The organism is Azospirillum sp. VT-I1 (genome assembly GCF_055698305.1).
In genome coordinates, this window is the sequence record NZ_CP168800.1 from 973084 (window position 1) to 985209 (window position 12126).

Consider the following 12126-nt stretch of genomic DNA (forward strand, 5'->3'; position numbering starts at 1 on the left):
CGCCGCGGCCGATGCATGTCCAGGCTCGGACAAGAGCCCGGCCCCAAAAAGAACAACCGCCACTCGGCAAGGCGGCCCCAGCCCCGGGGCCGCCTTTTCCATGCGCGTTGCGTCACGGACCCGGATGTTATAAAGTAACACCCATGTCCTCGCTCCACGACCATACCCACTGCATCGCCGACGCCCTGACCCGTGCCGACGCGCTGTGCGCCGAACGGGGCGCGCGGCTGACCGCGCTGCGTCGCCGCGTGCTGGAACTGGTGTGGTCCAGCCACCGGCCGCGCGGCGCCTACGCCATCCTCGAAGACCTCAGCCAGCAGGACGGCAAGGCGGCGGCGCCGCTGACCGTCTACCGCGCGCTGGAATTCCTGGTCGAACAGGGGCTGGTCCACCGCATCGAATCGCTGAACGCCTATGTCGGCTGCGCAGCACCGGGGGCCGTCCATGCCGGGCAGTTCCTGGTGTGCGATGCCTGCGGCGATGCGGCCGAGATCGACGACCCGGGCGTCGGCTCGGCGATTGTCGCCGCGGCGGCGGAGCGCGGCTTCCGCGTCCAGCGCCCCACCGTCGAGGTGCGCGGCCTGTGCAAATCCTGTCAGGAGAAACCCCGTTGAGCGCTCCCGCCGCAACTCCCGCCCGCCTTCCCGTCTCGGTGCTGACCGGTTTCCTCGGCAGCGGCAAGACCACGCTGCTGCAGGCGCTGCTGCGCAACCCGGCCATGGCGCGCACCGCCATCGTCATCAACGAGTTCGGAGAGGTCGGGCTGGACCATCTGCTGGTCGCCAAGGCGTCGGAGAACATGGTGCTGATGGACAGCGGCTGCCTGTGCTGCACCATCCGCGGCGATCTGGTCGATACGCTGCGCGACCTGTTCCTGAAACGGGTGAAGGGCGAGATCCCCGATTTCGACCGGGTGGTGGTGGAGACGACCGGGCTGGCCGATCCCGCACCCATCATCCACACCCTGATGTCGGACCCGCTGCTGGCCGCCCGTTTCCGCCTGGACGGGGTGATCGCCACGGTGGACGCGGCGCACGGCTCCCTCCAGCTCGACCGCCAGCCGGAAAGCGTGAAGCAGGCCGCCGTCGCCGACCGCATCGTCCTGACCAAGACCGACGTCGCCACCCCGGCGGCGACCGCCGCCCTGATGCAGCGCCTCGCCGCCATCAACCCGGCCGCCCCGGTCCTTCCCGCCGCCCATGGCGAGGTCGATCCCAAGCGGCTGTTCGACGCCGGGCTCTACAATCCCGAGACCAAGAGCCCCGACGTCGCCCGCTGGCTGCGCGAGGAGGCCTATCGCGAGGAACAGGCCAAGGCGCACGAGCACCATGACCACGATCACGGACATCATGACCACGGGCACGACCATCATCATCATGACCATGGGCATGACCATGGCGACCATTGCGGTCCCGACTGCGGCCACGACCATCATCACCATGACGCCAACCGCCATGACGATCACATCCGCGCCTTCTGCATGGTGATCGACCGGCCAGTTCCGTGGAACGGCTTCGTCGACTTCATGGAGGCACTGATCGCCCAGGCCGGCGAGAACCTGCTGCGGGTGAAGGGTCTGCTGAACGTTCAGGAAAGCGAGCTGCCGGTGGTCGTCCACGGCGTCCAGCACATGTTCCACCCGCCCGTCCGCCTGGAGGACTGGCCCAGCGACGACCACCGCACCAAGCTGGTCTTCATCACCCGCGACGTCGGGCAGTCGGTGATCGAGCCGCTGTTCAACGGACTGGTCTGGGGTGAGGGGAAGTAGAGTCAGTCCTCTTGCTTGCCTACGTTCGACCCCCACCTATCCTCCCCGCTCTCAGCGGACCTTCGATCCGCCTGCCGCGTCAGCACAAAGCGGAGCTTTGTGCGAGAGCTGGGCGGGGGAGGGACTGCCACTGCCTTTCCAAACAAGCACTTACCCCCTCCCCCGCCCAGCGGGGGAGGGTTGGGGTGGGGGCATCGTCAGCCGACACCTCACCGCCCCACAACCCGCCGCAGCGGACTGTCGCCGACCGCCCACACCCCGCGGTCGGCCACCTTCGCCCCGTCGAACACCAGCCAGCTCTGCCGGCCGTAATGCGGCAGTGGGCGGACCAGCGCCTGCAGCGCCGCGGCATCGGCGCCCGACACCACCAGCGCCGTCCGCCCGTCCGCCGCGCGCGACACCCACACCCGCGCGCTGCCCCGTCCGGCCAGTTCCGCCGGCACCGGCGGCAGCCCGCGCCGCTCCAACTCCCGCGACACCGCCGCATCGGTCCCCACCAGCAGCAGGGGTGCCGCCCTGCCGCCGCTCTCCCGCGCCGCGCCGTCCATCAGCCGGCCGGCCAGCGCCCTTGCGGCCTCGGCCGCGCCGCCGTCGGCGGCGATCACCCGCTCGGCACCGGGGCGCAGGGTGACGTCGCGCAGGATCGGCGGCGCCTCGCCCGGCGCCAGCCGGCGGAACAGGTCGAAATCGGGATCGACCGCCACCGCCCGCACCGCCGCGCCGGCCGGCACGCGCAGGGTCGCCTCCCGCGCATCGAAGCGGACGCTGCGGTTCTCCACCCCCGCCGCCGTCTCCAGCCGCACCGGCACGGTCAGGGCATAGGGCCGGTCGGCCTCCTGCCGCAGCGTCAGCAACACGCCGTCACCGTCGGCACGGGCATCCGCCAGCGTCAGCAGCGGCGCCCCCCGCCGCTCCAGCCATTGGGCGAACAGCCCGCCCAGGTCGCGGCCGGACGCCGTCTCGAAGGCGCGGCGCAGGTCGGACCAGCCGGCGTCGCGGAAGGCATGGTCGCTCCAGAAGCGCCGGATGCCGGCATCGAAGGCGTCACGGCCGATCTCCGCCTCCAGCATGTGGAACAGCATCGCCGCCTTGCCGTAGCCGACGATCTGCGCGGCGTCGTGCGTCTTGGAACGGAACTCCGTCAGCGGACGGTCGCGCTCGGCCGGCAGGGCGGCATAGTCGCGCAGCCAGTCCAGCCGCATCGCCCGAGCCGCGTCGGCGCCGCGGTCGCGCGCGGCGGCATAATCGGCCATGTAGGTGGTCAGCCCCTCCGCCCAGTTGCCGCCGGCGCCTACGCGCACGCCGTTGCCCCACCAGTTGTGCATGATCTCGTGGGTCAGCGACTGGCTGCGGATGAAGGGCAGCGGCAGGACGGAGCGGCCGATGGCGGTCAGCCCCGGAAAGCCCAACCCCACCGGCGGCGGAACCGAGACGATGCTGAAGCCGTCGAAGGGATAGGCGCCGATGCGGGCGGCCCCGGCGGCAATCGCCTGCTCCGACAGGGCAAGATAGCCGTCAGCCAGCCCGGTCTGCTCGGCATGGCGGTAGAGCCGAAGGCGCAGGGTGCCGGCCATCCGCTCCTCGACCGTCCAGGGGCCGGCGAAGACGGACGGCTCCTCGACGCTGCGGGTTTCCTCGAAGACGGCACGGTAGCCGGCAGCGTCGCGTCCCTCCTCCACCAGCCGGCCGGTGGCGACCGCGACGTAAGGCGCCGGCACCCGCACCGAAAGCCGCCATCTGGGCGGCCCGTCGCCATCGGCGGCCGAACCGGCCACATGGTCGGGCAACCAGCCGCCCTGCCCCGGCAGGAAGGCCCCCTCCCCGTCCAGCGCCACTCCGGTCCTGGCGGTGAAGCCCGGCAGCCGCCCGCCATAGCGGATGGTCACCTGTCCGCCCCCCTCCGGCACCTCCAGGTGCAGCCGGTCGCCGCGCCGGTCGGCGGGGACCACGCGGTCGCCCACCCGCAGCTCGTGCAGGGTCAGGGCGGGGTCGAGGCGCAGCGACTGCGCCCCGGCCGGCAGGGTCAGCCGGTCCACCGCCTCCAGCCGGCCGGCGGCCGGGTCGAGCGTCAGGTCGATGTCATGGTGAAGCGGGGCGGCGCCGGCCGGGGCGACCACGCCCAGGACCAGCGCCGCTCCCGCCAGGGCCCCAAGGACTGGGGCCCGGATGCGCAGGGTCGTCATGCCACTCAAGATGGGCCACGTCCGGCCGCTGCGCCAGCGCCGCCTTACGCGGCGCGGATGCTCGCCAGGAAGCCGTCGACCTCGCCGCGCAGCCGGTCGGCGACACCGGTCAGGCGGCCGGATTCGCCCAGCATCTCGTCGGCCTTGGTGCCGGCGTCGCCCGTCGCCTCGCTGGCCACCGCGACGTTGGCGGAGACCGCCTGCGCCCCCTGTGCCGCCTGATGAACATTGGCGGAGATGTCGCGGGTCGCCGCCCCTTGCTGCTCCACCGCGGCGGCGATGGCGCTGGAGATGCTGGTCATCTCGCCGATGACATGGCCGATGTCGCGGATCGCCACCACCGCCACGTTGGTGGCCTGCTGGATTTCCGCGATCTTGCGCTGGATGTCCTCGGTGGCGCGGGCGGTCTGGTTGGCCAGCCCCTTCACCTCGCTCGCCACGACGGCGAAGCCTTTGCCGTGCTCGCCGGCACGCGCCGCCTCGATGGTGGCGTTGAGCGCCAGCAGGTTGGTCTGCCCGGCGATGGAGTTGATGAGGCTCACCACCTCGCCCACCTCGTTGGCGGCGCGGACCAGACCGTTCATCACCTCGTTGGTCTTGGTCGCCTCGGCCACCGCCTGGTTGGCGACCTCGTTGGAGGCGCTAACCTGCCGCCCGATCTCGCCGATGGAGCTGGACAGCTCCTCCGTGGCGCCGGCGACGGTGTTGACGCTGACCGCAGCCTCTTCCGCGGCCTGGGCGGCGGCGCTGCTGCGGGTCGCCGCGGTGGCGGCGCTGACGGTCAGCGCCTGGGCGGTCTGGCGCATCGTTCCGGCCGATGCCGTCACCTGCCGCACCACCTCACCGATGGACCGTTCGAACCCGTCGGCCAGCCTGGACAGCAGGGCGACCCGTTCCGCCTCCGCCTTCACCCGCATCTCCTCCTGCTCCGCGCGGAGCCGGCGGTTGTCCAGGCCGCGTTCCTTGAACACGCCGACCGTCACCGCGATCTGGCCGATCTCGTCGCGCCGGCCGGTATCGGTGACCTCGACGTCCAGATCGTCATTGGCCAGCCGGCGCATCGCCGCGGTCAGGCGCGACAGCGGCTGCGTGATCGACCGCGCGATCCACAGCGACAGCAGCAGCGCGCCGATGCCGAGCACGCCGCCGAGCAGGGCCGCCTCGATCGCATGGCGGCGGAAATCGGCCTCGATGTCGTCGACATAGACGCCGGTGCCGACCACCCAGTTCCAGCCCGGCGTCATCTGCGCATAGGCGATCTTGGGGCTGGGCGCCGTCTGCCCGGCCTTGGGCCAGGAATAGGAGACGTAGCCGCCGCCCTTGCGCGCCGCCTCTACCAGAAGCTGTGCGAAGGGAACGCCGTTCGGGTCTTTGGCACTTCCGAGATTTTGCCCTTCGATCTGCGGTTGCCCGCCGTGGACTTCGATACGCGAGTCCAAGTCTGTAACGAACAGATACTCGTCTCCATCATACCGCATCGCGCGGATGGCGTTCCGCGCCGCCGCACGGGCGGCGTCCAGCGGCATCTCGCCCTTGGCAGCGCGCGTTTCGAAGTCCCTGATTGTGCCGATCGCCACCTCGACGATGGACTGGACCCTTTCCCGGCTTGATTCCTCTTGGGTATCGCGGAGGGAAGACAGCAGGATCGTTGCGATACCAATGATCGCGCAGAGCATGACTGCGGAAATGGTGAGGAACTTTTTTCTTATACTGACGTTTTGCATTCAAACGACCTCCCGGATAGACAATTCGAACTCTATGGATCCGGTTGGTCCGAGTCAAAACCGTACAATTCAGACATAATTCGCTGACAAAGTTCAGAGCCGCGTTACAAGGTAACGTCAAGACTGGCACAAATAATCACATTTGCCGAAAATGTTCAGAGCAAGCACGCACAGACATAGGTCAACCAGGATAGCGGCGCACCCGATCATACAACTTTGACAACCTTTCGTCGCGAATCCCCAGCTCCTCCAGATGTCGGACTGTGTTCGCGAGGTAATCGATGTTGGGGCCGCGCTGGCCGCGGCAGCCGGCGATGCGACAAACGACCGCAGTCTCCTCCATGCCCCGGCAATATTGGGGATGGCTGCGGTCGACGACGAAGCAGCAGGCGCGCACCGTCTCCAGCCCCTCGGACGACCGGCCGTCGCGCAGCCGCACCTGCAGCATCCTCGGCAGATAGACGCGGTTGTCCATCTCCCGTTCCCACAGATAGTCGAGCGCCGCCGGCACGTCCGGCGCCGGCACCCGGAAGACGATCCCGCGGCAGGAGCCGCCACGGTCGAGCCCCAGCACCAGCCCTGGCCGTTCCGGCGTGCCGCGGTAGCGGTGGGAGGCGACGCAGAAACTGCGGTGATAGCCCGGCAGCGTCGCTGCATGCCGCTCGGCAAAGGGAAAGCCGGGGTTCCACATGAGGGAGCCATAGCCGAACACCCAGAGGTCGCTGCCGGGTTCGACCGTGATGTCGGCGGACCAGGCGGGGCGCGGAAGCTGCGAATCGGGGGCCATGGAGAATGAAGGGTGTCCGGAGGCGAATCGGCGATGCCCAAACCTAGCATGCGCCTCCCGGGGTCGCTATAAGGGTACGGAGATGGAACGGACATGCCACCGATGCGACCCACCGCCACCACTTCCGCGCCGCGCCGCCTGCTGACCGGGCGCAGGATCGCCATGATCCTGCTGCTGATGGTCCTGCTGCTGCCCGCCGTCGTCTATTCCCTGTGGTGGTGGCAGGCGGCCCGCGCCGTGCGCGGCGGGCTGGAGGACTGGGTCGCCGCCCAGCGCGACAACGGCGCGGTGGTGGAGCATGGCGGCCTCACCGTCGGCGGCTTCCCCTTCGCCCTGCGGGCGGAGCTGGAAAAGCCGCATCTGGCCACCCGCGGCGCCGAATGGCAGGGCACGCGGCTGGTGGCGGAGGCCGCCCCCTGGAACCCCACCCGGATCGCCCTGACCTTCCCCGGCGAACAGCGCCTGTCGGTGGTGCAGCCCGGCCAGCCGCCGATCGACGTCCTGGCCCCGCAGGGCGGCAGCGGCGACGTGACCATGCGGATGTCGGGCACGCTGGAGCGGCTCGCCCTGCGCTTCACCGGCCTGACCGCCCAGGTCGCCGGACAGACGGTGCCGGTCGCGGCATTGGACGTCAGCGCCGCCCAGCCGGACCAGCCGCCGGCCGAACGCACCACCGCCGGCCTGACCCTGACGCTGTCCGCCGACGGCCTGACCCTGCCCGACGGCATGCCGCCGACGCTGGGCCGCGAGGTGAAACGGACGGAGCTGACCCTGCGCGTCATGGGCACCCCGCCCCGCCCCGAACCGGCCAGCCTGTCGGCCTGGAGCCGCGACGGCGGCACGGTGGAGGTGGATCGGCTGGCGCTGGATTGGGGACCGCTGGGAGCGGTGCTGTCCGGCACGCTGGCGCTGGACGCGCAACTGCAGCCGCAGGCGGCCTTGACCGCCGAGATCCGCGGCGCCCCCGCCATCCTGGACGCGGTGAAGCCGATGATGCGCCCGAACGAGGCCGCCATCGCCCGCACCGTCCTGACCATGCTGGCCCGCCCGACCGGCCCGAACGGCGAGCCGGTGGTCACCGCCCCCGTCACCGTGCAGGACCGCGCCCTGTTCGTCGGCCCGCTGCGCGTCGCCGCCCTGCCCAGAGTCGTGTGGTGACAAAAACGGGGCGCCGCCTTGCGGAACCGGCGGAAATGCAACACCCGGCGGGCGGCATGACGGTTCCGTGACTCCGCCCCCTTGTTTCACACCCGGCATCGGGTCAAATTGACGCAGTCCCTGTCGCGGCTGCCATGGTGCGTCGGTCGATGTGTCGGTTCCTTGCCTATTGCGGCGAGCCTGTGTTCCTGGAAACGCTGGTCTGCACGCCCTGCCATTCCCTGATCGAACAGTCGATGCACGCCGCGGAGGCGAAGACCGAGACCAACGGCGACGGTTTCGGCGTCGGCTGGTACAGCGAGCGGACCGAGCCCGGCCGTTACTGCGAGATCCGCCCGGCCTGGTCGGATGAGAACCTGCAGTCGATCTGCAGCCATGTCCGCTCTCACCTGTTCTTCGCCCATGTCCGGGCGGCCACCGGCACGGCGGTCAGCCGCGCCAACTGCCATCCCTTCAAGGCCGGACGTTTCCTGTTCATGCACAACGGGCAGGTCGGCGACTGGCCCCGCCTGCGCCGCAAGGTGGAGGCGATGATCCCGGACGAGCTGTATGGCGCCCGGACCGGCACCACCGACAGCGAGGCGATCTTCCTCGCTGCGCTCGGCCAGGGATTGGAGCGGGATTCGGTTGGCGCCTTCCAGCGCGTCCTGCATGCCATCCGCGACGAGATGCGGGCGCTGCACATCACGTCCCCCCTGCGCTTCACCGCGACCTGGACCGACGGCGAGCGGGTCTGGGCCGTGCGCTGGGCGTCCGACGACAAGCCGCCCAGCCTCTACTGGCGGCGCGGCGACAACGGCCTGATCGTGGTGTCGGAGCCGGTCGATTCCCAGCGCGACCAGTGGCGCCCGGTCCCGCCCGGCGGCGGGCTGGTCGCCCGCATCGGCGCCGCGCCGGAGATGTTCACGTTTCATTGAGGGAGGGGGCGAACGCCGCGTGTCCCTCACCCCCCAGCAACCGCTCCTTCGGCAGCAGGATCGTCACCGCCGTACCCCGCCCCGGTGCGCTGTCCACCTCCACGCCGCCGCCATGCAGTTCGGCGAAGCGCCGGACGATGGGCAGCCCCAGTCCCACCCCCTCATGCTGGCGGACCAGCGAGCGTTCGGCCTGGGTGAAGGGGTTGAAGATGCGGCCCATCAGCTCCGACGGAATCCCCGGCCCGTCGTCGCGCACGGTCACGCCGACGAAACTGCCGCGATCCTCCACCGCAAGCGCGACATGGCCGCCGGGCTGGGTGAACTTCGCCGCATTGTCCAGCAGGTTCAGCACCATCTCGCGCAGCCGGCGGCGGTCGATCCGCATGCGGAAGGACGGGCAAGGATGCACCGTCAGCGTCAGCCGCTTGGCCGAAGCCTTGGGCGACAGCATGTCGGCGCAGCCGGCCAGCAGCTGGGGGACGTCGACATCGCTCTCCTGGATCTCGATCGAGCCGGTGGAGCCGCGCGTGTAGTCCAGGATGTTGTTGACCATGGTCAGCAGCGACCGGCCGCTGTCCTCGATCAGCTTCACATATTCCAGGTAATCGGGATGGCCCAGCTTGCCCATCCCCTCCCCCGCCAGCACGTCGGCGAAGCCGATGATGGAGTTCAGCGGCGTGCGCAGCTCGTGGCTCATCACCGCCAGGAAATCCAGCTTGGCGCGGTCGGCCTTGCGCGCCGCCTCCAGCGCGTCGGACAGTTCGGCGGTGCGTTCCGACACCCGATGTTCAAGCTCGCGGTTCTGCTCCGCGGCGCGGCGGTAGAGCTTGCGGATCTCCACCATGTTGCGGACGCGGTGCAGCAGTTCCCAGGCGATGAAGGGCTTGGTCAGGAAGTCGTTGGCGCCCAGTTCCAGCGACTTGCGCCGGGTGTCCTGGTCGGTCTGGGCGGTCAGCACCAGCACCGGCACGTAATCGTCGCCGAAGACCGGCTTAAGCCGCTCCATCAGTTCGAAGCCGCTCATGTGCGGCATGCGGATGTCGATCAGCAGCAGGTCGAACGGCTCGGCCGCGCAGAGGTCGGGCACCTTGCGCGGATCGGTCTCGCCGCGCACGCGCGTGTAGCCGTCATGGCTCAGGATTTCGCGCAGAAGGTCGACGTTGGACTGGTTGTCGTCCACGATCAGGATGCTGGCGTCCCTGACCTGCTGGGCGAGCGCCGGGTCGAACTGGCTCCTGTTCATCGGGGAGTTCGCACCTTTGAACCATCCACACGGGCAATCAGATTCGCCTCTGAACGGATCAAATGCAAATGAAATGAGCGGAACCCGCCGCCGGATCACCCCGATCCGGCCCGGTCAGGCCCGCTTCTCCCAGCCGCCGCGTTCGTTCTGCTGCCAGTAGGTCAAGGCATGGCCGGCGGCCTTGCAGGCCTTCCAGCGCTGGCGGGCGGCCAGCACCGCCTCGTCGTCGTTGCCGTCGAACAGGTCGCAGACGAGGTCATAGCCCTCCATCCGGTCGCTGACGCAGCCGTCCACCGTCACCAGCACGGTGGCGTTGTTCGGGTTCTCGTCGGCGTCGGTCAGCCAGACCGGCTGCTTGTCGGCGAAGCCGTCGCGCGCCGCCCCGTGCGGCAGGAAGGAGCCGGGATCGTAGGTCCACAGATGCTGGTTCAGCATGTCCACCCGCTCGGCCGAGCCGGCGAGCACGACGGCACGCCAGTTCCGCTCAAGAACCTTTTCCAGGATCTTGGGCAGCGCCTGCTCCATCGTGCGCCGTTGCAGGTGGTAGAAGCGGACTTCGGTCATGGCTCCTTCACGCACGCGTATCAAGCTTCGTGGAAGTCGGCCACGAAGCGGTCGAGCAGGCGCACGCCGAAGGCGGAGGCGCCCTTCGGAACCGTGGCGCCGTCCTTCTTCGCCCAGGCGACACCGGCGATGTCGATGTGGGCCCAGGGCACGTCGTTGACGAAGCGCTTCAGGAACTGCGCGCCGACGATGCTGCCGGCGCCGCCGCCCGAACCGGTGTTCTTCATGTCGGCGGCCGGCGATTCGATCTCCTTGTCATAGGCGTCGCCCAGCGGCATGCGCCACACCGGCTGGCCTACCTTCAGGCCGGCGGCCGTCAGGTTCATCGCGAGGTCGTCGTCGTTGGCGAACAGGCCGGCATGCTCGTGGCCCAGCGCCACGATGATGGCGCCGGTCAGGGTGGCGAGGTCGATCATCAGCTTGGGCTTGTAGACGTCCTGCGCGTACCACAGGCAGTCGGCCAGCACCAGACGGCCTTCGGCGTCGGTGTTGATGACCTCGATGGTCTGGCCCGACAGCGAGGTGACGATGTCGCCCGGACGCTGCGCCGTGCCGGACGGCATGTTCTCCACCAGCCCGACGATGCCGATGGCGTTCACCTTCGCCTTGCGGGCGGCCAGCGCGTACATGGTGCCGATCACGGTGGCGGAGCCGCCCATGTCCCACTTCATGTCTTCCATGCCGGCCGCACCCTTGATCGAGATGCCGCCGCTGTCGAAGGTCACGCCCTTGCCGATGAAGGCGACCGGACGCTTGTCGTCGGCGTCCGGGTTGCCGTTCCAGCGCATGACGACCACGCGCGGCTCGAAGGCGCTGCCCTGGGCGACGCCCAGCAGGGCGCCCATGCCGATCTTCTTCAGCTTCTTCTGGTCGAGGATCTCGACCTCGACGCCGAACTGCTCCAGTTCCTTCGTCTTTTCGGCGAGGCTTTCCGGATAGATGACGTTGGCCGGCTCCGACACCAGGTCGCGGGTGAAGCGGATAGCGTCGGCCAGCGTGTCCAGCTTCTTGAAGGCCGACTTGGCCGCACCCTCGTCCTCGACCAGCAGCGTCAGCTTGCGCAGGCTGGGCTTCGGCTCCTTCTTGTCGGACTTCTTGTCGTTGGTGCGGTACTTGTCGAACTTGTAGCTGCGCAGCTGCGCGCCGAAGGCGATCTCGGCAGCGGCGGCGGCGGGCGACAGCGTGGCGCCGTCGGGCAGTTCGACCAGCAGCGCCGCCTCGTCGGTCGCCTTGTCCAGCTGAACGGCGATGGCACCGCCGGCGGCCTGGAGGATCAGGTCGGTCAGGTCGGCGCCCTTGCCGATGCCGACCAGCAGGATGCGGTCCAGCTCGGTCCCGGCCGGGGCGAGCAGCGTCAGCGTCTCGTCCTTCTTGCCGTTGAAGCGGGCGGCGGCCATGGCGCGGGCCAGCGCACCGCCGGTCTTCTGATCCAGCTCCCGCCCGATCGGGCCGAGGCTGCGGTCGGCGGCGACGGTCACGGCGAGCACGCCGGAGGCGGGCAGCGACGGCTTGGCGAAGGAGAACTTCATCTGGTCCTCTTGAGGGGGAGTTTGCGCGGCGGAAAGCCTACCCCACCGATAAGGAGCGCGCCACCCCGGCTGTCAAGGGCGGGGCGGTGGTTGGAGTCTTGCGGCGTCAGACCCCCACCCCAACCCTCCCCCGCTGGGCGGGGAGGGGGCAAGTGCTTAAGCGGGAGAGCGGCGGCAGTCCCTCCCCCGCCCAGCTCTCGCACAAAGCTATGCTTTGTGCTGACGCGGCAGGCGGACCGTAGGTCCGCTGAGT

General features: G+C 69.5%; 10 protein-coding genes. 4 read left to right on the forward strand and 6 right to left on the reverse strand.

Annotated elements, in window-relative coordinates:
• Nucleotides 1–143: 143 nt before the first annotated feature.
• Nucleotides 144–614 (forward strand): Fur family transcriptional regulator, encoded by a 471-nt coding sequence (locus tag AB8P05_RS04680; protein WP_455172110.1) that lies wholly within the window; start codon nucleotides 144–146, stop codon nucleotides 612–614.
• Nucleotides 584–1768, forward strand: a complete 1185-nt coding sequence (locus AB8P05_RS04685; RefSeq protein ID WP_472758994.1) for a CobW family GTP-binding protein — start codon at nucleotides 584–586, stop codon at nucleotides 1766–1768. The genes AB8P05_RS04680 and AB8P05_RS04685 overlap by 31 nt, the downstream gene beginning before the upstream one ends.
• 209 nt (nucleotides 1769–1977) lie before the next feature.
• Here AB8P05_RS04685 and AB8P05_RS04690 read toward each other — a convergent pair whose 3' ends face one another.
• The 3 genes from AB8P05_RS04690 to AB8P05_RS04700 all read right to left on the reverse strand — a co-directional run bounded on the left by AB8P05_RS04690 (nucleotide 1978) and on the right by AB8P05_RS04700 (nucleotide 6462).
• Complete coding sequence (locus AB8P05_RS04690) at nucleotides 1978–3951, reverse strand: M1 family metallopeptidase (protein ID WP_472759310.1); 1974 nt, start codon at nucleotides 3949–3951, stop codon at nucleotides 1978–1980.
• 44 nt (nucleotides 3952–3995) lie between these two features.
• On the reverse strand, nucleotides 3996–5675 hold the full coding sequence (locus AB8P05_RS04695; RefSeq protein ID WP_472758995.1) for a methyl-accepting chemotaxis protein: 1680 nt from the start codon (nucleotides 5673–5675) through the stop codon (nucleotides 3996–3998).
• Between the two features lie 181 nt (nucleotides 5676–5856).
• Entirely contained in the window at nucleotides 5857–6462 is a 606-nt protein-coding gene (locus AB8P05_RS04700) for a gamma-glutamylcyclotransferase (RefSeq protein WP_472758996.1), read from the reverse strand.
• A gap of 93 nt (nucleotides 6463–6555) precedes the next feature.
• Here AB8P05_RS04700 and AB8P05_RS04705 point away from each other — a divergent pair, with 93 nt between their 5' ends.
• Nucleotides 6556–7620 carry a DUF2125 domain-containing protein gene (locus AB8P05_RS04705; protein WP_472758997.1) on the forward strand — a complete coding sequence of 355 codons (1065 nt, stop codon included), beginning with the start codon at nucleotides 6556–6558 and terminating at the stop codon, nucleotides 7618–7620.
• A 149-nt stretch (nucleotides 7621–7769) separates the two neighbouring features.
• Nucleotides 7770–8537: a class II glutamine amidotransferase gene (locus AB8P05_RS04710; RefSeq protein WP_310112848.1), complete on the forward strand. Its 768-nt coding sequence runs from the start codon at nucleotides 7770–7772 to the stop codon at nucleotides 8535–8537.
• Here the strand turns inward: AB8P05_RS04710 and AB8P05_RS04715 are convergent.
• The 3 genes from AB8P05_RS04715 to AB8P05_RS04725 form a co-directional block, all read right to left on the reverse strand.
• Nucleotides 8524–9780 carry an ATP-binding response regulator gene (locus AB8P05_RS04715; protein ID WP_472758998.1) on the reverse strand — a complete coding sequence of 419 codons (1257 nt, stop codon included), beginning with the start codon at nucleotides 9778–9780 and terminating at the stop codon, nucleotides 8524–8526. The genes AB8P05_RS04710 and AB8P05_RS04715 overlap by 14 nt on opposite strands.
• A 114-nt stretch (nucleotides 9781–9894) precedes the next feature.
• Nucleotides 9895–10344 carry a DNA polymerase III subunit chi gene (locus AB8P05_RS04720; RefSeq protein ID WP_472758999.1) on the reverse strand — a complete coding sequence of 150 codons (450 nt, stop codon included), beginning with the start codon at nucleotides 10342–10344 and terminating at the stop codon, nucleotides 9895–9897.
• A 20-nt stretch (nucleotides 10345–10364) separates the two neighbouring features.
• Nucleotides 10365–11873, reverse strand: coding sequence for a leucyl aminopeptidase (locus AB8P05_RS04725; RefSeq protein ID WP_472759000.1), 1509 nt, complete (start codon nucleotides 11871–11873; stop codon nucleotides 10365–10367).
• Between the last annotated feature and the right edge of the window lie 253 nt (nucleotides 11874–12126).

Coding starts and splice junctions, on each gene's coding strand:
- AB8P05_RS04715 (WP_472758998.1), bottom strand. CDS start 9,780: ATGAACAGGAGCCAGTTCGACCCGGCGCTCGCCCAGCAGGTCAGGGAC.
- AB8P05_RS04700 (WP_472758996.1), bottom strand. CDS start 6,462: ATGGCCCCCGATTCGCAGCTTCCGCGCCCCGCCTGGTCCGCCGACATC.
- AB8P05_RS04725 (WP_472759000.1), bottom strand. CDS start 11,873: ATGAAGTTCTCCTTCGCCAAGCCGTCGCTGCCCGCCTCCGGCGTGCTC.
- AB8P05_RS04690 (WP_472759310.1), bottom strand. CDS start 3,951: ATGACGACCCTGCGCATCCGGGCCCCAGTCCTTGGGGCCCTGGCGGGA.
- AB8P05_RS04695 (WP_472758995.1), bottom strand. CDS start 5,675: ATGCAAAACGTCAGTATAAGAAAAAAGTTCCTCACCATTTCCGCAGTC.
- AB8P05_RS04680 (WP_455172110.1), top strand. CDS start 144: ATGTCCTCGCTCCACGACCATACCCACTGCATCGCCGACGCCCTGACC.
- AB8P05_RS04710 (WP_310112848.1), top strand. CDS start 7,770: ATGTGTCGGTTCCTTGCCTATTGCGGCGAGCCTGTGTTCCTGGAAACG.
- AB8P05_RS04720 (WP_472758999.1), bottom strand. CDS start 10,344: ATGACCGAAGTCCGCTTCTACCACCTGCAACGGCGCACGATGGAGCAG.
- AB8P05_RS04705 (WP_472758997.1), top strand. CDS start 6,556: ATGCCACCGATGCGACCCACCGCCACCACTTCCGCGCCGCGCCGCCTG.